Genomic DNA, 20938 nt, shown 5'->3' on the forward strand with positions numbered 1-20938 from the left:
ATAACTATATCAAGGATAATTATGAGAAAACTTCTGTTTATCTTAATAGCTTACTTTCAAATCGTTAACATGGTTATAGGACAAGAAAAAGCAACTTACTATGAAAAAGTCGAGAATAATACTTTTCGTTTTTTCTTTGATAAGAACTATTTTCTTTCCGACAAATTTTGTGAATTCAAGTCCATTGAACGTGTTGTCCCTTTAAATCCGAAAACACAAAAATTTGATGGTATTTTTAAAGACTTCAACAATTATGGTCGTTTAATTCTAGAAGGAGTTTATACAAATGGAATAAAAGATGGGCCTTTCAAAGCCTATCACCCTAATGGCACATTAAAATGGGAAGCTAATTTTATAGCAGATGTGCCAAAAGGAGAAGTCAAACATCGTTACCCAAGTAACCAGTTGGCAATGACACTATTGTACACCGATAGCATCATCTATATAAAAGACTTTTGGTTACCTAATGGCACGCAGAAAATAAAAGATGGCGAAGGAACCTACTCATTTTCAATTCCGTTTGAAGGTTACAACCAGTATGGATTTGATTTTTATGTAGCAAAAGGAAAAATACGCAATGGCAAACAGGATGGCAATTGGCAAATACTAGGTTATAATAAAGGAGACAAAGAAACACTAATCGCAACAGAAAAATATCAGGATGGAAACTTACTCATAGGAAACGATTACTATTTTGACAATTCATACCGCAAAACAAAATTTGGGATAATTCCGTATGATACATTTTTTAGAGCTGAGTCATTGACCTTTAAAGCCTGTAACTTTGATGATTTTTCTAATTTCAACATGTTTACAAGTTTAGAATTAACGAGTGCATTAAACCAGATGGATTCAGAAGGATTTATAGAAGATACGTTTGAGTATAAAATCAAGCTAGATAAATCTGGAACACCATCAAAAATAAATTTTATTAAGTTAACCTCATCAGACGCGATCAATAATGTGCTTAAACCATTATTAAGTAATATTAGCTTTTATTATCCATCATTAGAAAACGGTATGCCAGTTGTAGATATCCTGACCGTAACCGGTAAAATATATACGAATTCTGAGGGAAAAATTACTGTACTACCAATAATAATTCATCGAGAAAAAGGACAATAAGACTATTTGATTATATTTGCAAAAAAATTATAGGCATGAAATTTCACAAAGAAGGATATACAAGTCTGGCTATTACTATTTTAGTAATATTTATTATAAATGCAATTGCGGACTATTATGATGCTCCTGAAGTTATTAAATGGATTATTTATATCCTTTCAGCATTTCTTTTTATCACAATCGTTCAATTTTTCCGTAGTCCAACAAAACAAATTGTTATCGACGAAGGAACGATTTTATGTCCTGCTGACGGAAAAGTTGTCGTGATAGAAGAAACGGAAGAAAATGAATATTTCCATGACAGAAGGTTACAAGTTTCTATTTTCATGTCACCTATTAATGTACATGTTAATCGTAATCCAATTAGTGGGATTGTGACCTATTTCAAATATCATCCTGGCAAGTTTTTGGTTGCATGGCATCCAAAATCATCCACAGATAATGAAAGAACGACAGTAGTCGTAAAAAACGCCAATGGTGTAGAAGTACTTTTTAGACAAATTGCAGGCGCATTAGCACGTCGTATTGTATGGTATATAAAAGAAAATGATCAAGTTGCACAAGGGGCAGAATTTGGGTTTATCAAATTCGGTTCCCGTGTTGATCTATTCTTACCTTTGGGCACAGAAATCCATGTTAATATTGGTGATAAGGTAGTCGGAGGTAAGACCATCATCGGAAAATTTTAATAATTTATTAACAAGTAATAACTAACTTAGGCTTTGGTATTTTACCAAAGCCTTTTTTATTATATACATGAATTTTAGACAACTCGTTTTAAATTGTTCATTAGCCGTTGGTTTGGCTATTTCTGCCGTTAGTTTTTACTACCATTCGGATTGGAAGTCCTTTCTAATTATTTTTATTATCGCTACCCTTGTCAGTTTTCTGATGTTCAACTTCGTATTTGAACGCTATATTTATAAAAGAATAAATACGATGTACAAGCTTATACATAACCTTAAATTAGGAAAAGATCTTAAGGATGCACTAGGTGAGCATGTGACTGCAGACCCAATAGGAGATGCTGAAAATGAAGTAAAAGCTTGGGCGAAAGCAAAAAAAATAGAAATAGAACAATTAAAATCACAGGAAAAATTTAGAAGAGAATTCTTGTCTAATGTTTCTCATGAATTTAAGACCCCGCTTTTTTCGATTCAAGGCTATATAGAAACTTTACAAGATGGCCTTATGGAAGAAGATCTGGAGATGGCCAAAACTTTTCTCAATAAAGCATCTAAAAATGTGGATCGCTTAAACTATCTCATCCAAGATTTAGATGAAATATCAAAACTAGAATCCGGAAAAATGGTTTTAAATATTGAAAAGTTTGATATTGTAGAACTAATTAAAGAAACTAAGGAATCCTTGGATGATAAAGCCAAATCGAATAATATTGAAATTCAATTAAAAATAAAACCGGGTACCCCCTATTGGGTAAAGGCGGATAAGCACAAAATCAGTCAAGTTCTTGTCAACTTAATTGAAAACTCGATTAAGTATGGGAAAAATGGCGGAAAAAGTCAAATCCGTATTTTTCCCCTATTCGAGCAGGTATTAGTAGAAATAACAGATGACGGATATGGTATTGAGGAGAAAAATTTAAGCCGCGTCTTTGAACGTTTTTATAGGATCGATAAAAGTAGATCAAGGGGCATTGGAGGTTCTGGGCTAGGTTTATCAATAGTCAAACATATTATAGAAGCACACCAACAAAATGTAAATGTAAGAAGTACAGAAGGCATCGGGACAACTTTTGGGTTTACCCTTGAAAAAGTTTCTCAAACATAATATCAAGGATGTACGACTTAACATTCCACAAAACTTAACATTAACTTAACATTAACTTAGTAATTTCGCAAAAAATAATTAATAATGATATGTCTTTAAATAGCATTTTTCAGTATTTCGTTCCTAAGGATAAAAAGTTTTTCCCTTTATTTGAACAAGCAGGTAGTAATTTGATAGAAATGTCAAAATTACTAAAAGAAGCCGTTAACGCAAGCGACGCGGAAAAACGTAAAGAAATCGTTCGTAAAATCGAAGATCTAGAACATAAAGGAGACAATATTACACACCAAATTCACCTCGAGCTTGGTAAAAATTTCATTACTCCATTTGATCGTGAAGATATTCACGCATTAGCAAGTTCATTGGATGATGTTGCAGATTTTATAAATGGAGCTTCTAACAAAATGGATCTTTATAAAGTACAAAAGGCGACAGAACCTATGATTGAAATGGCTGATTTAATCGTTGAGGCAACAGATCATGTAGCAAAAGCAATTTTCGAATTAAAAGATCTTAAAAACATCCGCAATATTACAGATTCATGTGTTCGTATCAATAGCGTTGAAAATAAAGCTGATTATATCTTTGATAAAGCAGTCGCTGATTTATTCGAATTTGAAAAAGATGCCATTACTTTGATCAAACATAAAGAAGTATTATCGGCAATGGAAGACGCTACAGACAAATGTGAAGACGTAGCAAACGTATTAGAAAGCATATTGGTTAAAAACGCATAATCGCGATTTTAACACATTAACACATTCATATTATGATGTCAACATTATTAATTGTTGTAATTATACTAGCGATTGCTTTTGACTACATTAATGGTTTTCATGATGCTGCCAACTCAATTGCTACCGTCGTTTCAACAAAAGTATTAACTCCTTTTATGGCTGTTTTGTGGGCTGCGATTTTCAATTTCGCTGCTTACTTTTACTTTACAGACCATAAAGTGGCCAATACAGTTGCAAAAACTGTATTAGAAGAATATATTACATTAGAAGTCATTTTTGCAGGTTTATTAGCTGCGATAGGCTGGAATCTATTCACGTGGTACTACGGTGTACCGTCAAGTTCTTCACATACTCTAATCGGTGGGTTTGCCGGATCAGGAATGGCTTACGCTTTCATCATAGGTGGAGATCCGATCCATGCCATCAATATTGATGCAACGCTAAAAATCATTGCATTTATTGTACTCGCCCCCATTATTGGGATGCTCATATCCATTATTATCACCCTCATTATTATCAATATCGCTAAAAACTCCCGACCTGCAGTTGCAGAAAAGTGGTTTAAGGTATTACAATTGGTTTCTTCAGCAGCATTAAGTTTTGCTCATGGAGGTAATGATGCACAAAAAGTGATGGGTATTATCCTAGTAGCGATGGTAGCAGGGGGGTATTTACCCAATACTGAGCACATGCCGGAATGGATTCCATTGACCTGTTATTTGGCCATCTCTTTAGGAACGATGAGTGGAGGATGGAAAATTGTGAAAACGATGGGAACTAAAATTACGAAAGTTACCCCTTTGGAGGGTGTTGCTGCAGAGACAGCTGGTGCCCTAACATTAGGTCTAACAGAGCATTTTGGTATTCCTGCTTCGACCACACATACCATCACAGGTTCTATCATAGGGGTGGGTATTGTTAAACGCGTTTCAGCAGTAAGATGGGGAGTTACGATCAGTCTATTATGGGCTTGGGTATTAACTATTCCTGTATCTGCATTGCTTGGTGCAATCACATTGTTTATTATACACTACATATTGTAATAATTTACACTATTTTACAAAAAAAATATAAAGTAAAACAAAAATTTGGTAGATTCGTCCGGATTTTTGTTTTACTGCTTTGCAATAAAACAAAGAAAAATACGTTTTTCTTCTAGTTAGAATTAAAACAATTGATGCTTTTTTAATTTCGGCACGGTGTTTGATTATTCCAAACCGTGTTTCCATTTCAAAAGATCACATACAAATTAGAACAATTAAAATTTAATAATAACCTTAAAAACAAGAGTATGAACTATTCTACAATTAAAAAAACAGCTGTTGCTGCTTCCTTAGTTGCCGCTTTAGGCTTTGCTGATGTAGCACAAGCTCAAACTGTATTTGGTGGAAGATCACAATACAGAACTTGGTCAATCGGTGTTCAAGGTGGTATCACTACCCCTAATGCTTTGGTCGGTGGATCTAATAACTTCGGTCAAAAAGTTGGTTACTTCCAAAATAAAGTAGGTGAGTACTACGGATTAACAGTTCGTAAACAATTCTCTCACCTATTCGGTTTAGAATTAGAAGGTAACCGTGGCAAAATCAAAACTTTCAACAAAAATAATGCTGTTGAAAGTACTAAATGGCTTGCTGCTGGTGCAAAATCTGCAGAAACTGAAGTAAACTGGGCAGCTAGCTTAAATGGTGTATTCCAATTAGGTACTATCGATTTCTTGAGAAGAGAAAACTCAGTTAATTTCTATGCTAAAGTTGGTTTAGGTGTTATGGCAAGTAACCCTGTTCAATATGCAAACAATGATTTCACAGGTACTTCATTCTCTAACAAAGGTAAATGGGGTGAAGAAATCTTCGGAGATCGTGACAAAGTTGGAGATAGAGATTTTAAATTAGCTGCTTACGTTCCAGTAGGAGTTGGTGCAAAATTCAAATTATCTGAAGTTGTTGCTTTAAACTTAGGTTACACAATGAACTTTACTGATGACAACATGTTATTCGGCCCAGGTCGTTCTGATGTTAAAGGTAAATTCTCTAATGTATACGGTGGTTTAGAATTCACTTTAGGTTCAAGAGACAAACAAAACTTGACTTTTGCTAACCCAGTTGCTACAATGTATGATGAATTGAAAGATCCTTCATTACGTAACGAAGTTGAAGCATTAAAACAACGTGTATCTACATTAGAAAGTACTGTTAGTGCATTAAATACTGATTCTGATGGTGACGGTGTTTCTGATAAATTCGATAAAGAGCCTAACTCTCCTGCAGGTGCAGTAGTTGATGGATCTGGTCGTCAAATCAAATTCCCTGAGCCAGTTGTTAACAATGTAACTTCTTCAAACGGTTATGTTGCTCCAATTCAATTCGAATTTGATAGCTCAGTATTGAAAACTCAATCATATGCTACTTTAGACAAAGTTGCTAAAGAAGTACGTGATAACAATTCATCTGTTACTTTAGATGGTTATGCATCTGCTGAAGGTTCTGAAGCATATAACCTTTCTTTATCTAAAGACCGTGCTAATGCAGTAAAACAATACTTAGTTAACGCTGGTGTTGCTTCTTCTAAAATTACAGCTAACGGTTACGGTGAGGCTAATCCAGTAGCATCTAATGCAACTGAAGAAGGTCGTGTTCAAAACCGTCGTGTTGAGATCAAAAAATAATTATATATAACATATAATTTTAGAAAGCCGATTCTTGCGAATCGGCTTTTTTATTTTGCCCACTTTAATCCGTATCTTTGCTAAGTAATAATTAATTTTATTTGTAAATTAATTAGACATAGTTATTAAAAATCACTACTTTCAACTAAGTTGAGTTACTGATAGATTATACAAGGATGATGGAAGAGGAATTTGATTTTGAATCTCCTGAGGAAAGAAAAACCTCGGTTGATCGTTATGAAGAAATGATAAGAAATGAAGATCAATACTTCTTTGACTCTAAAGCATTTGAAGGAATTATTGATTATTACATTGAAAAAAATGATCCTATTAAAGCCTTACAGGTTGCAGATTATGCCATTAATCAGCACCCCTTTGATGTGACATTTTTATTAAAACAAGCACAGTTATATTCTGCCACCCAACAATTCGAAAAAGCATTAAACGCACTTTCAAAAGCGGAGTTATTAGAACCATCTGAAGGAGATATATTCTTTATTAGAGGAGGTGTCTATGGTGCCAAAGGACAATTTAAAGAAGCAAAAGAACAATTATTTCAAGCATTGAGTTTGTCCGATAATAAAGATGAGATCTACTTTCACATCAGTGTCGTCTATCAAGGTGAAGCAGATTTCGAAAAAGCGATTTATTATCTTAAAAAAACGCTTGAGCTCAATATGGATAACCAAGAAGCTTTGTATGAACTTGCCTATTGCTATGATATTCTGGACAGACAAGAAGAAAGTGTCGAATTTTATAAAAAATATATTGATTCGGAACCCTATTCCTATTATGCTTGGTACAATTTAGGCAATGCTTATCACAAATTGTCCAAATACCCTGAAGCGATAGATGCTTATGATTACGCTATTTTAATCAAAGAAAATTTTTCATCTGCATATTTCAACAAAGGAAATGCATTGGTCAATCTTGATCGCTATCAAGAAGCATTGGAAGTCTATAAGCAAACATTTGAATATGAAAAACCAAGTGCTGACACCTATTGTGCTATCGGAGAATGCTTAGAAAAACTGGAGCAAATGGAAGAAGCTCGTGTTTTTTATAAAAAAGCAGTCAAAATGGATGGCGACCTAGCGGATGCCTGGTTTGGCATTGGTGTAACTCTTGATTTTGAAGAACGCCACTTTGAATCGTTACACTTTTATAAGAAAGCACTGGAGTTAGATGATTCAAATCCAGATTACTGGTTTGCAATTGCTGACGCAAGATATAAATTAAAACAAATCGATCTAGCAGAAGAGGCATATGCCAAAGTGGTTGAATTGAACCCCTTAGATATTGACGCCTGGCTGGACTATTCATCTATATTCTTCGAACAAGATAAAGTCGATGAAGCCATTGAAATTGTATCTGAAGCTATCACTAATAATCCAGAGGCTGCAGAACTATATTTCAGAATGGTAGCCTATTTGTTTGCAAACGGTAAATACAATGATGCAATCGTCTTCTTAGAATTGGGTCTTGCAACAGATCCTGAAAAGCATTATATCCTTTTTGATTATCTACCTCAATTACAGGGGAATCATATCATTTCAGAAATCATTAAAAAATATTCTCCTAAGTAAATGAAAAAGTTAGGACTCATCGGTTTCCCTTTAGGACACTCCTTCTCTAAAAAATACTATTTAGAGAAATTTGATAAAGAACATATTACAGACGTCAATTATGATCTCTATAGTATAGCAGATATTCAGGAATTTGAAAAAATATTTAAGGATTCGGATTTCTATGGTGTGAATGTTACCATTCCACATAAAATCAATGTGCTTCCGTATCTTCAAGAGCTATCGCCAGAAGCACAAGCTATTCAAGCAGTAAATTGTATACAAATTAAACATACAGCTTCTGGACCTTTTTTAAAGGGATTCAATACGGATGTGTTTGGCTTTATGGAGTCATTAAAACCCTTATTAGATGACCATCATAAAAAAGCATTAATTCTAGGAAATGGTGGTGCCGCAAAAGCTGTTGAATATGCATTAAATGCCTTGGATATCTCCTACAAAGTTGTCAGTAGATCAAAAACAGAAACAAACCTGACCTATAGCGAACTTGATGCTCACATATTAAATGAATATTATATCATTATCAATTGTTCTCCAGTGGGGACCTTCCCAAATATCGAAGATGCACCGGATATTCCATATGATCATATTGGTAATAAGCATCTGTTATATGATTTAGTGTATAATCCCCCAGAAACAACATTCCTTAAAAATGGCAAAAATAACGGCGCTAAGATCAAAAATGGATTAGAGATGTTAGTACTACAAGCAGAAAAAAATTGGGAAATTTGGAATGAACTGTGATGATTTTGCAGCACGTATAATACCTTCACTCAGCCCCGCTAAAAATACTATTTTGATCATGAAATTACTTTAAAAAATTATGTTACATATTAAGACTTTCACCTTTAATCCATACCAAGAAAATACCTACGTACTCTATGATGAGCACCGCAATTGTGCCATAATAGACCCGGGAATGTATGGTCATGCTGATGAAAAACTATTAACAGATTTCATAGAGCAAAATGGTTTAATTCCCCAAATCTTATTAAATACACACTGTCATATTGATCACGTTCTGGGCAATAGATTTATATTTGATCAATACGCTCTATACCCTCAATTTCATGAGGGAGAACTGTCTGTTTTGATTGAAGTGCAAAACTATGCACCCCAAATGGGATTCAGATACGAGATCTCCCCTATCGCAGAAACCTTTCTTGGCGAAGAAGGTATTATAAAAATAGGAAACGATGAGTTAAAATTGATATTTGCACCCGGTCATTCGCCAGCACACCTATGCTTCTATCATGAAAAACAACAATTCCTTATTGGTGGAGATGTATTGTTTAAAAACAGTATAGGGAGAACAGACCTGCCAGGAGGTAATCACGAACTACTCCTTAAAAATATAAAAGAAAAAATTTATACCCTTCCGAATGAGGTCACCGTTTACCCAGGACATGGACCAACCACAACAGTCGGATCGGAAAAAGTGAACAATCCATATATTAGAGCATAATAATAATGAATTTACCTTATCTATTTGCAAAGCGATATTTGTTTTCAAAAAAATCAGTCAATGCAATAAACATTATTTCAGGTATCAGTATCGTAGGAGTTTTAGTAAGTAGTGCAGCTTTAATAATCCTTTTATCATCATTCAATGGCATGGAAAATTTAATATTATCCATGTCTAGCCAATTTGCCCCAGAAATAAAAATAGAACCAAGACAAGGTAAATTATTCGACCCCAATCATCCCGGTATTCAGGCACTAAAAAAAGATACAAACGTAATCAATTATACGGAAGTACTACAAGAAAAGGTATTGCTCCAGTATGAAAATCGACAATATATTGGCACGATAAAAGGTATAGAAGGCAATTCGATCGACCATCAGGCCAAGGATAGCTTGATCAGTAATGGAGATTACAACCTGATGCAAGATAGTACTCCTTATGCTGTAATTGGAGCAGGGGTACAAGCAAACTTAGGTGTTTCAATACACACAGGCCTAAGTCGAATCGACATATATTCACCACGGAAAGGTATCAAAAATAGCGCAAATCCTGCGGACGAATTTAATATAAGATCCATTCAACCAACCGGAATATTTAAAAATCAACAAGATTTTGATAATTTAGTAGTCACGCCGATCTCCTTTGCCCAAGAAGTCTTAGGCGAATTTAATCGTATTTCTGCGATTGAATTTTATGTGAAAGACAAAAAAAACTTGGAAACATTCAAAGATAATCTCCAAACACAACTCGGTGATGATTTTATTGTGAAAAATAGAGAGGAACAAAATCCAACTCTTTATAAAAATGTACGAGTAGAACGTTGGGCAGTTTTTTTTATACTCACATTAATTAGCATCATTGCACTATTTAATATTGTAGGATCATTAACCATGCTCGTACTTGACAAAAAAGAAGACATGACTATTTTAAAGAACATAGGTGCAGACAATTCTATGATTCAGAAAATATTTTTTTATGAAGGACTAATGATTTCTTTAATCGGTTGCGTAACCGGATTAGTAATTGGCTATATATTCTGCTTTTTACAGATCCATTATGGCATAATAAAAGTAGAAGAAGGAGCCAATATGTTAATCGACAGCTACCCTATTGCATTGCGTTTAAGCGATTTTATTATTGTATTCTTTACCATTACCGGCATAGCAGGACTGATTGCCTATTTTTCATCTAAAATAAGTGTATCGGAATTAAATAAATTGGAAGCGACAGATTAAAAATTTGAGCTTTTACTACCTTTTTTTCCTTTAGAAATCTGTTGAATCAAGCTTCCCCATGCAAAAGGATTTAATAATGGATTGGCGTATCGTTGATTGATAACCTTATTAGTCATTCCACGATGATTTTCATTCACATTATAGCTGTGCATTTCATCAGCAGTTCTCGGCATCATAGCAGCCATCGCATCAATTGATTCTTTAGACATATTTCGTTTGGCACGAATCACGTTATCCGAATTGACTTCCAAATTCATAAATGCGATATTAAATTCTTCAATACTAGCCCAAGGATAAGGAGTCACCATTGGCAATTCAATAATGAGATTAGTCATCACGATAGCAGTAGAGAGTCGATCGCCCTCTACATTAGGAATAACATATTGATAGGTTTCATAACCTACTGAAGTAAAACGGATCGTATCCCCCACATGCGCCACAAAAGAGAAAAAGCCTTCATTATTAGCCATGTAGGTTTCATTCCGAAAGCTTTCATTCGTAATTGTCGTATACCCTACAGGAAGGCCCGAGCTCACTGTTTGTACAATACCACTAAACTGCAATATTTTACGTTCTTGGGAATAAGAAACATATCCCAGAAAAATAAAAAATGTAACAAGAATAAAGTGATAGTTGAATTTCATAGCACAAATCTAAGATTTAAACAGTAATACTGTTGTTAAATTGTGTTAATTAAAGCCGTCAATTATAAGGCTTTAGGCGTTGGTAAGGTAGCATTAGGATCATTGATGTCGGTAATATTGATCGCCTCTACCGCTGTAATTTCAGGAACAGCTTTCTTAATCGCTTGCTCTAAGCCCGCTTTAAAAGTCATAATACTCATCGAGCATGAAGCACATGCGCCCAATAATTTTAGACGAACAACATTATCTGCTGTGATTTCTTCCACACTAACATCGCCACCATCAGTTTCCAAATAAGGTCTAATCGTATCCAATGCTTGCTCAACTCTTTCTTTTAATGTCATACTTTAACAATTTGAATGTAAATATAATCAAAATTTACCAAAATGAAATGATGACAAATCGATTCATATCGTTTTTAAACATGAAAATGACAATAATAATTGCGCTTTAGCTAGAGGTTAAAAAAAGTTAATATGAAAGTATTTCGTTGTTTAGCATTCATTAATGCACTATATTGCAACATAAAAATTTAATTGATTAGTATTACAAATTCACTTATCTTTGTAAAATGTTTTTAAATAGGCGTATAGCGGCTTTATGTGCCGGAATTTTGTTATTGGTATCATTCAGTAGCTGTAAGAGTAAATTTGAGAAGTTGCGCGCAAGCAATAACATCGCCCAGAAATACGAAGAGGCAGTCAAATTATACGAAAATAAGAAATATAGCAAAGCTTTAATATTGTTTGAAGATTTGAGAAGTAAATTTAGAGGACAAGCAGAAGCAGAGAATCTCTATTATTTCACAGCTTTTGCAAACTACAGACTGAAAGACTACACATCAGCACGCTATCATTTTAAAGACTTCGCAGATGTTTATCCGAATAGTCCAAGAGCTGAAGAATGCCGTTTTATGTCTGCTTATTGTTATTACCTCGATTCTCCTAGATCTAGTTTAGATCAAGAAAATACAAGAAAAGCAATTGATGCATTACAATTATTTGTCAACTTGTATCCAGAGTCAGATAGAGCAAAAGAAGCTGGTGATTTAATTCAAAAGCTTCGTGACAAATTGGAATTTAAAGCCTTTTCAAATGCTAAGCTTCTCTATGACATGGGATTAAATGATGATTATAGAGCAGCAGTAATCGCATTACAAAATGTATTGAAAGAATATCCAGATACTAAATATGCGGAAGAAATTGAGTACCTTACGCTAAAGTCTCAGTATAATTTTGCCAATCAAAGTACACCTTTTAAACAGGCAGATCGCTATGCTGAAGTGATTGATTATTATCGTTCATTGGCAATGGCATTTCCAAATAGTAAATATTTGAAAGAAGCAGAATCCATTCGCGATAATGCTGAAAAGAAAATGAAAGCTGCTACAGCCTATATGGCAACAGTAAATAAAGCAATCGCAGAGCAAGAGAAAGAAAGAAAAGCCGCGAGAGAAAAAAAAGATAATAAAGATAATAAAGATAATACCCAAAACAATGAGTCAAAAAAATAACAGCACTGTAGCAACTTCAACTGTAACACGTGATTTAAGACAATTAGACATCGTTACTGACAATATTTATGAGTCAATCGTAGTGATCAGCAAACGTGCTAATCAAATTTCAGTTGACATCAAAGAAGAATTGAATGGCAAACTTGCAGAATTTGCTACTAACAATGATAACTTAGAAGAGGTATTCGAAAACCGTGAGCAAATTGAAATCTCAAAACACTATGAGCGTATGCCAAAAGCTACTCTTATTGCAATTGACGAATTCTTACACGATAAGATTTATTTCAGAAATCCTGCAAAAGAGCAAGAATAACTTGCCTTATCTAAATGGATATGAGCTTAGCTGATAAAAATATTGTAATTGCTGTATGCGGCAGTATTGCCGCATACAAAATTGCACATCTGACAAGATTATTAGTCAAAGAAAAAGCAAATGTTCAAATCATAATGACAAAAGAGGCGGCAGAATTTATCACCCCGCTCACATTGTCAACACTTTCAAATAACCCCGTTTTAATCGATTATTTCGACCCTAAAACTGGGGAATGGAATAATCATGTCCATATCGGACTAAAAGCTGACCTTATACTGGTAGCTCCTGCCACAGCTAATACCATTGGAAAATTAGCAAATGGTATCTGCGACAGCTTATTAACGGCAGTCTATTTATCAGCTAAATGTCCTGTTTTTATTGCTCCCGCAATGGACCTAGACATGTGGAAACATCCTTCGACTCAAAATAACATTCGACTACTTCAGTCTTATGGAAACACATTAATTCATCCTGGAAATGGAGAACTAGCGAGCGGGTTAATTGGAGAAGGAAGACTTGCCGAGCCCGAAGAAATACTTCATTTTATTACAAAAAACCTCTCCATTGATTTACCTTTAATCGGCAGACAGGCTTTAGTAACTGCTGGACCAACCCATGAGGCGATCGACCCTGTCAGATTCATCGGAAATCATTCCAGTGGCAAGATGGGATATGCATTAGCAAAACAACTTTCAGAATTGGGAGCACATGTAACCTTAATTAGTGGTCCAACTGCTTTGGAGACACCAAAGAATGTGCATCGCATATTAATTACCTCTGCTCAAGAAATGCTTGAAGCTGTTGAGCAATATTTCATTCAGTCCGATATAATTGTTATGAGCGCAGCAGTTGCTGACTACACTCCCATTGAAGTCGCAACTCAAAAAATTAAAAAGAAAGAAGATCAATTTTCTATATCACTCAAAAAAACAACGGATATTTTAGCAACTGTTGGAAAAAGAAAGACGGAAAAGCAACTTTTAATCGGTTTTGCACTTGAAACTGATCATGAAGTTGAAAATGCAAAAAGCAAATTAATCCGTAAAAATTTAGATCTGATCGTTCTCAATTCCATGCAAGATAAAGGCGCTGGTTTTGCCACAGATACAAATAAAGTAACAGTGATCGATCGCTCTGAACATATTCAGGAATATACCTTAAAATCAAAAGAAGAAGTGGCAAAAGATATTTGTCAACTTATCGTACATCATCCCATTTTAAGTTCAAATTAGTCCTATCCTCCATTGCTCCATTGGGATTATAGCTAGTAAATAGTTCTCGTAGCAGCTCCTTAACAGTGATTATTGCTGATATACGATCCATAATAGACTCTACAAAAAACTTGTCTTACTCGATCAGGCTCACATTTTGTTTTTTCATTTCTCTATCAGTACAGAAAAGATTAAAATAGATTGATACTCTCAATTATAATAAATGTATTTTTGTTCATATGAAAGATTTCAAAAAATATTACATAATACCTGCAGAGCCCGAAGAGATCTACTTAGCTTTGACGACCGACATTACCATACGTCTTTGGACAGGAGACTTAGTAGAAATCAATCCAGTTGTCGGCGGCGAATTTTCGATGTGGGATGGTGCCATTACAGGAAAATTTATCGAATTAGACCCGAATAAGAAAATTGTTCAACAATGGTATTTTGGTGAGCAGGAGTCCGAATCTATAGTGACGATCAAGCTACATGACCACAAGAAGGGAACTTCCATTGAAATTAACCATACTAACATACCAGAAGAAGACTATGCTGATATCGTAGATGGCTGGGACGATCCTTATATGAGTTCTCTCCTAGACTTCTATACCGAAGATGGACGCTAAGCAGCCTTTTAGGCTCTTAGTGCCCTTGTTAAATCTTACAAGTCTAAGTTGCCAACAAGTTCTTTTAGCCCTATCTCAGAAAGCTTTGCTTGGTAATTAGCCTCCTTTAGCCTACTCACGGCATTGACATAGTTTTCCTGAGCGTCTCTAAATTCAACGGCGCTGATCGTACCTATCTTATATTTATCTAAAGTTATATTTAAATTTTGTTTAGCGATTTTCTCATTTCGCTCTTCCAATTTCGTTAAGCTTATATTGGTCATATAACTTTGATATGCTTTCAAAATAGTCGCATTGATAAGCTCTTTCGATCTTTCAATTTGTATAGAAGCTTTTTCTACCATTTGCTTAGCGACACGTTCACTCCTTCGTTGATTAAATCCATCAAAAATATTCAAAGATGCAGTTACACCATAAGTCAAACCTCTAGCGTTAGATTGAGAAACAAACCCTAAACTCGATTCTGATGAAGAAAAGTTATATCCCGAATTGAGTCTAACCACCGGTAGTCGTTTTGAACGGACATCCTTTTGATCCAATTCGGCTAAGCGTTTATCCAATTTGATCAATTGAAGATCGATATTTTGATCGCTGGCTTCTTGTAATAAGGCATTGATTTGCAAATTTTCATTAAACTGAAATTGATATTCAACATCAAAATCTATTGTTAAATCCCTTGCCATTAATCGGTTTAACTCCGTTTTCAAATTAGCAATTGTTTCCAGTTTTTTTAACCTCAAGGATTGATCTTCATTTAAGTTTACCTGAACATTCAAGACTTCCAGTTTTGAAGCCTTTCCAATTTGAAAACGGTTTTCAGCTGTTTTTAAACGATCGTTAGAAATGGCGATAGAAGAATCTATCGTATGCAATAAATTCTCTTCTAAAACGATCGTATAATACATGTTTAACACATCACCCACCGTTGTTAAAATAACAGATTTCAACTCCAGATCACTCCTTGATTTCAATTGATTTAATTTTTCATATCGCGCAAACATTCCAAATCCATCAAAAATGGTCCAGCCTAGACTAACCCCATAATTCATGCTATTGTTCTTTGCATTTTCCAATTCTCTAACTTCACCTGTAATCTGTGTTTGTTTAGAATTTTGACTACTATTATTTTGAGTAAAATTTGCTGTAAGGTTGGGTAAGATCCCTGCATTCCCATACGTCGCATTTTCTTGCGCGATAATAACATCCTTTTTTGTAAGCAATACATCAAAATTATTTTCCAGAGCTATAGTTACTGCATCTTGAGCAGTTAGTACATTTTGCGAAAAAGCATTGCACATTGGAATAAAAAACAGGGCTAATAAATAATAAATCTTATTCATATTAATCTTTAATATTCGACAATTCAGGATTGTGTTTCTTTATTCTAGACCACATTAAATAGATCGCGGGAATAACAAATAACGTCAACACAAGGGAAAACAATGTTCCCCCTACGATCACGACTCCCATTCCTATTCGGCTTGTAGAGGCTGCTCCGAGAGATAATGCGATCGGTAATGCTCCAAGTGCAATCGCCAACGAAGTCATCAAGATCGGACGTAATCGTCCAGCAGAAGCCTCAATAATAGCCTCATATTTCGATTTACCATCTTCTCGCAACTGATTGGCAAATTCCACAATTAAAATACCATTTTTTGTCACCAATCCTATTAACATAATTGTGCCAATCTGACTAAAGATATTCCATGATTGCCCAAATAACCAAAGCGAAAATAAGGCACCTGCCACGGCAAGTGGCACTGTAATAATAATAACGAAGGGATCTATAAAACTTTCAAATTGTGCCGCCAAAATTAAATAGATTAATAAGAGAGCTAAGCCAAAGGCAAACATGGTATTTGATCCACTCTCTCTAAAATCTCTAGACTCACCACCTAAATCAGTGGTAAAGGTCTCATCTAGTACCTTTGCTTTAATACGATCCATTGCTTCTATTCCCTCTCCCAAACTCTTTCCTGGAGCTAAACCTGCAGATACAGTTGCTGACATATAACGATTATTGTGGTACAGCTGCGGCGGACTACTCTGTTCCTCAATCTTCACAATGTTATCCAATTGAATTAACTCACCATCTTTATTCTTAACGAATATAGAAGCAAGATCCAATGGTGTACTCGTATCTTTTTTATCAAACTGACCTATCACTTGGTATTGTCGGCCATTCATCATAAAATAACCAAATCGCTGCCCTGAAAGAGACATCTGCAGCGTCTGTGCAACGTCCAAAATAGAAACACCTAAACTCAAGGCCTTTTCCCGATCTATATTCACATATACTTCGGGTTTATTAAATTTCAAATTAACATCAGTGATCGAAAAAGTAGGATCATCATTCACAGCATCCATAAATTCAGGAATCTTTTCTTCCAATTTTTGAAAATTTGGTGCCTGTATAATATATTGTACAGGTAGTCCACCTCTTCGATTTACTGAAATCGTTGGCTGTTCCATAATAGAGACCTTAGCTTCCGAAGAAGAACGCGTCAATCGAGATAAATCACGAGCAATTTCAGCTTGAGTTCTACTTCGATCTTCTTGCTGCACTAAACCAAGGCGTATAATACCACTGTTAGCCGCAGCAGATCCAAATCCAGGAGAAGTAATAACCAAACTGACATCTTTTTCAGGAACCGAATCATTTACCAATGTCGTTAATTCAGTCATAAAACGATCCATATAATCGTATGATACACCTTCCGGAGCTGTAACACGCATAGTTAAGTAACTACGGTCATCATAAGGAGCTGTCTCTTTGGGTAATAAATTAAAGAATAAGTAGATAAGCGCAAAACAAGCTAATATGATGGGGTAACTTAACCATTGCTTTTTCAAGAATTTGACCAAAGAATTGGCATATCCATCCGTTAATGCAACAAAATAAGGTTCCGTTTTATCATAAAACTTAGTCTTTTTCTGTTCACCACCTTTCATCAGATAAGCATTTAACATCGGTGTCAATGTTAAGGAAACAAAAGCCGAAATAAGTACAGCTGCCCCAATAACTATCCCAAACTCTCGAAAGAGCCGTCCTACAAATCCTTCTAAAAAGACAACAGGTAAAAACACTGCTGCAAGTGTAATTGAAATGGATATCACAGCAAAGAAAATTTCATTAGATCCTTTTATTGCTGCTTGAATAGGAGACATCCCCTCTTCTACCTTTTTAAATATATTCTCTGTTACCACAATTCCATCATCTACCACTAGACCTGTTGCCAGTACAATCGCCAATAATGTTAATACATTGATGGAAAATCCACAAAGATACATCACAAAGAATGTTGCAATCAAAGATACTGGAATGTCAATTAGTGGTCGAAATGCAATAGACCAATTTCGAAAAAACAAGAAGATAATTAACACAACCAAAACAACAGAAATTAGTAATGTTTCGGCCACTTCCAGAACAGCACGTTTGACAAATAATGTATTATCAAGTGCTATTTTCATCACAATATCCTCAGGGAGATCCTTTTTCAATTGATCAAATTCTTTATAGAAATTCTTCGCAATTTCTAAATAATTGGTACCCGGCTGTGGAATGACCGCCATACTCAACATGGGCAGTCCCGAATCCGACATTTTCGTTTCGAAATTCTCAGCCTCCAGAGCAGCCTTTCCGACATCACTTAGCCGAATGATACTATTTCCTGTAGATTTTATGATGATATCATTAAACTCATCCTCTGAAGCTAAATTTCCGATAGTCTTTACTGTCAATTCCGTATTAGAGCCTGTCAATTTTCCTGAGGGTAGTTCAACATTTTGAAGGTTTAGAGCAGATCTCACATCCAATACGGTGACGCCATATGAATTTAATTTTACGGGATCCAACCATAATCGCATAGCGTATTTCTTTTGCCCCCATATCTGGACAGAACTGACACCTGGGATTGTTTGAAGCCTCTGTGAAATGGTATTCTCGGCATAATCCGATAATTCCAAAATATTCTTCTCAGAACTTTGAACAGTCATCGTAATGATGGGTTCCGAATCGGCATCAGCTTTCGATACCACAGGAGGAGCATCAATATCTTGAGGTAAGCTTCTCACTGCCTGAGAGACTTTGTCACGCACATCATTGGCCGCTTCCTCTAAATTCTTGCCTAAATTAAACTCAACTGTTATATTACTCGTACCTTGATTACTCGAAGACGAAATATTTCGAATACCATCAATAGAATTAATCGCTTTTTCTAAGGGTTCAGTTATCTGTGATTCGATAATATCAGCATTTGCTCCAGCATAACTTGTTCTCACCGATATCTGAGCAGGATCTATGGATGGAAATTCACGAACACCAAGATAAGTATAACCAATGATACCAAATAAGATGAGCATCAAATTTAATACAATCGTTAAAACAGGACGCTTAATACTTGTTGTAGACAAACTCATAAAAAAACAACTAACGTAATGTAACCTTCACTTTAACATCGTTCTTAAGCGACATTACTCCTGTAGTCAAAACAGTGTCACCGTTCATTAAACCCGACAACACATTCACCTTATCCTTAGTTCTTCCTCCCGTCTCGACAATCACTTCTCTTGCTTTACCCTCTTTGACAACAAAAACTTTTTTACCATTCTGGATCGGTATCAAGGCTTCCGACGGAACCATTAATGCATCGTCAATACTTTCCAGTGGCAATATAACATTCACAAATACACCAGGTACAAATTTATTATGTGTATTTTCCGCGATAGCTTTGATCAATAAAGTTCTAGTCGTTAAGTCAACAGATGGATCTATTGCAAAAACTTTAGCCTCAAAAGTTTCCTTAGATTCCGGAATTTTAAAAGAAATTCGTTGACCTACAGACACTCTATTCACATACTTTTCTGGAATAGCAAAAGAAAGTTTAACACGGTCAGATTTGACCAGTTTTGCAATTGGAGATGTTGGTGTGATATATGCCCCTTTCGATACTGATCTTAGACCGATTGTACCAGAAAAAGGAGCACGAATATAGGTTTTAGATAACTGAGCTTCAATAAAAGCTATTTGAGACTTTGCTGTTCTATAATCAGCCCTAGCGATATCATACTCTTCTTGGCTGATCGCCTCTTTCTCTAATAACAATTTTGCTCTTCTTTCATTTTCAGATGTCAATTGAGTCCTCGTTTTAGCCTGTTCCAGTTGCGCCAATAAATCAGCCGCTACAATCTTGACCAATACAGCCCCCTTATTGACGCGACTACCCTCAGAAAAATTCAATTGATCGATCAGACCCGAAACTTCCGAGCGAATCTCAACCTGTTCATCCGGTTCTATTGTTCCTGTAAGATTAAGGTTATCAGCAAATGATTCAGCAAAGATAACTGTACCATATACAGCCATATCACCTGTCTTTCCTTTTCCTGCATTAGGAGTAGCCTCCTTTTCCTTATTGGTCGCAATTCGTTGCCAAATCAAGTATCCAAATACAAGTACTAATAGCGCAATGACAATATATTTAATTTTCATAATCGAGTATAGCATGTCAAAATGCGTAAATGCATTTCAATATTCAAGTTTATAAAAATTAAACGACTAAAAAAGTAGATTTTCGTAATATTGTTATGATAATAACAGAATAAATATGATTATTATAAAAGATATGGTTTAGATTACCGTTCAGAAAAGTGTAATAAAACAAAAAACCACTAGCATTATGTGCTAGTGGTTTCGTATAAAAAAAGGCATCGACCTACTCTCCCACCTGTTACGGCAATACCATCGGCTCTGGCGGGCTTGACTGCTCTGTTCGGAATGGGAAGAGGTAGACACCGCCGATATAGACACCTAAAATATTTTGAATCAACAATGTTGATATAAACAAATCAGATTTAAAAGCAAATAGCCTTTCAACAAGGCTATTTGTATAAAAAAAGGCACCGACCTACTCTCCCACCTGTTACGGCAATACCATCGGCTCTGGCGGGCTTGACTGCTCTGTTCGGAATGGGAAGAGGTAGACACCGCCGATATAGGCACCTAAAATGTTTTTATTAGTCATA

At 35.3% G+C, this 20938-nt stretch carries 19 protein-coding genes and 2 rRNA genes; 14 read left to right on the forward strand and 7 right to left on the reverse strand.

Going from position 1 to position 20938, the window contains the following annotated elements; translation table 11 throughout:
• Window positions 1-21 precede the first annotated feature (21 nt).
• From B3P23_RS13135 to B3P23_RS13180, 10 genes are all read left to right on the forward strand, one after another.
• Window positions 22-1125, forward strand: coding sequence for a toxin-antitoxin system YwqK family antitoxin (locus B3P23_RS13135; RefSeq protein WP_248755163.1), 1104 nt, complete (start codon window positions 22-24; stop codon window positions 1123-1125).
• A 35-nt stretch (window positions 1126-1160) separates the two neighbouring features.
• A complete protein-coding gene (locus B3P23_RS13140) occupies window positions 1161-1814 on the forward strand; it encodes a phosphatidylserine decarboxylase family protein (protein ID WP_248755162.1) in 654 nt (217 codons plus the stop codon).
• Between the two features lie 67 nt (window positions 1815-1881).
• Complete coding sequence (locus B3P23_RS13145) at window positions 1882-2916, forward strand: sensor histidine kinase (RefSeq protein WP_045754020.1); 1035 nt, start codon at window positions 1882-1884, stop codon at window positions 2914-2916.
• 89 nt (window positions 2917-3005) lie between these two features.
• Complete coding sequence (locus B3P23_RS13150) at window positions 3006-3653, forward strand: DUF47 domain-containing protein (RefSeq protein WP_021190730.1); 648 nt, start codon at window positions 3006-3008, stop codon at window positions 3651-3653.
• Window positions 3654-3685: 32 nt separating this feature from the next.
• Entirely contained in the window at window positions 3686-4696 is a 1011-nt protein-coding gene (locus B3P23_RS13155) for an inorganic phosphate transporter (RefSeq protein WP_045754021.1), read from the forward strand.
• A 248-nt stretch (window positions 4697-4944) separates the two neighbouring features.
• Window positions 4945-6321, forward strand: coding sequence for an OmpA family protein (locus tag B3P23_RS13160; protein WP_248755161.1), 1377 nt, complete (start codon window positions 4945-4947; stop codon window positions 6319-6321).
• A 179-nt stretch (window positions 6322-6500) separates the two neighbouring features.
• Window positions 6501-7907: a tetratricopeptide repeat protein gene (locus tag B3P23_RS13165; RefSeq protein ID WP_248755920.1), complete on the forward strand. Its 1407-nt coding sequence runs from the start codon at window positions 6501-6503 to the stop codon at window positions 7905-7907.
• Window positions 7908-8651, forward strand: a complete 744-nt coding sequence (locus B3P23_RS13170) for a shikimate dehydrogenase family protein (RefSeq protein WP_045754023.1) — start codon at window positions 7908-7910, stop codon at window positions 8649-8651.
• A gap of 79 nt (window positions 8652-8730) precedes the next feature.
• Entirely contained in the window at window positions 8731-9372 is a 642-nt protein-coding gene (locus B3P23_RS13175; RefSeq protein WP_045754024.1) for an MBL fold metallo-hydrolase, read from the forward strand.
• A gap of 149 nt (window positions 9373-9521) precedes the next feature.
• Entirely contained in the window at window positions 9522-10607 is a 1086-nt protein-coding gene (locus B3P23_RS13180; protein WP_260947683.1) for an ABC transporter permease, read from the forward strand.
• Here B3P23_RS13180 and B3P23_RS13185 read toward each other — a convergent pair.
• Both B3P23_RS13185 and B3P23_RS13190 read right to left on the reverse strand, forming a co-directional pair.
• Complete coding sequence (locus tag B3P23_RS13185) at window positions 10604-11251, reverse strand: hypothetical protein (RefSeq protein ID WP_045754026.1); 648 nt, start codon at window positions 11249-11251, stop codon at window positions 10604-10606. The two genes, B3P23_RS13180 and B3P23_RS13185, sit on opposite strands and share 4 nt — an antisense overlap.
• A gap of 62 nt (window positions 11252-11313) precedes the next feature.
• A complete protein-coding gene (locus B3P23_RS13190) occupies window positions 11314-11595 on the reverse strand; it encodes a NifU family protein (RefSeq protein ID WP_045754027.1) in 282 nt (93 codons plus the stop codon).
• A 227-nt stretch (window positions 11596-11822) separates the two neighbouring features.
• Here B3P23_RS13190 and B3P23_RS13195 point away from each other — a divergent pair, with 227 nt between their 5' ends.
• From B3P23_RS13195 to B3P23_RS13210, 4 genes are all read left to right on the forward strand, one after another.
• Entirely contained in the window at window positions 11823-12764 is a 942-nt protein-coding gene (locus B3P23_RS13195; protein ID WP_045754028.1) for an outer membrane protein assembly factor BamD, read from the forward strand.
• On the forward strand, window positions 12748-13077 hold the full coding sequence (locus B3P23_RS13200) for a DNA-directed RNA polymerase subunit omega (protein ID WP_045754029.1): 330 nt from the start codon (window positions 12748-12750) through the stop codon (window positions 13075-13077). Before B3P23_RS13195 ends, B3P23_RS13200 begins: the two co-directional genes overlap by 17 nt.
• A gap of 20 nt (window positions 13078-13097) precedes the next feature.
• Window positions 13098-14309, forward strand: a complete 1212-nt coding sequence (coaBC, locus tag B3P23_RS13205; RefSeq protein WP_045755479.1) for a bifunctional phosphopantothenoylcysteine decarboxylase/phosphopantothenate--cysteine ligase CoaBC — start codon at window positions 13098-13100, stop codon at window positions 14307-14309.
• A 218-nt stretch (window positions 14310-14527) separates the two neighbouring features.
• Window positions 14528-14917: an SRPBCC domain-containing protein gene (locus B3P23_RS13210; RefSeq protein ID WP_153197376.1), complete on the forward strand. Its 390-nt coding sequence runs from the start codon at window positions 14528-14530 to the stop codon at window positions 14915-14917.
• A gap of 35 nt (window positions 14918-14952) precedes the next feature.
• Here the strand turns inward: B3P23_RS13210 and B3P23_RS13215 are convergent, their stop codons facing one another.
• The 5 genes from B3P23_RS13215 to rrf (B3P23_RS13235) form a co-directional block, all read right to left on the reverse strand.
• Complete coding sequence (locus tag B3P23_RS13215; RefSeq protein ID WP_094771710.1) at window positions 14953-16257, reverse strand: TolC family protein; 1305 nt, start codon at window positions 16255-16257, stop codon at window positions 14953-14955.
• A gap of 1 nt (window position 16258) precedes the next feature.
• A complete protein-coding gene (locus tag B3P23_RS13220) occupies window positions 16259-19336 on the reverse strand; it encodes an efflux RND transporter permease subunit (RefSeq protein WP_094771711.1) in 3078 nt (1025 codons plus the stop codon).
• A gap of 10 nt (window positions 19337-19346) precedes the next feature.
• On the reverse strand, window positions 19347-20405 hold the full coding sequence (locus B3P23_RS13225; RefSeq protein WP_293926742.1) for an efflux RND transporter periplasmic adaptor subunit: 1059 nt from the start codon (window positions 20403-20405) through the stop codon (window positions 19347-19349).
• A 210-nt stretch (window positions 20406-20615) separates the two neighbouring features.
• Window positions 20616-20727: ribosomal RNA gene (gene rrf / locus B3P23_RS13230) — 5S ribosomal RNA — on the reverse strand.
• 80 nt (window positions 20728-20807) lie between these two features.
• Window positions 20808-20919: ribosomal RNA gene (gene rrf / locus B3P23_RS13235) — 5S ribosomal RNA — on the reverse strand.
• Window positions 20920-20938 lie beyond the last annotated feature (19 nt).

The organism is Sphingobacterium sp. UBA6320 (assembly GCF_002440335.1).
Classification (GTDB): domain Bacteria; phylum Bacteroidota; class Bacteroidia; order Sphingobacteriales; family Sphingobacteriaceae; genus Sphingobacterium.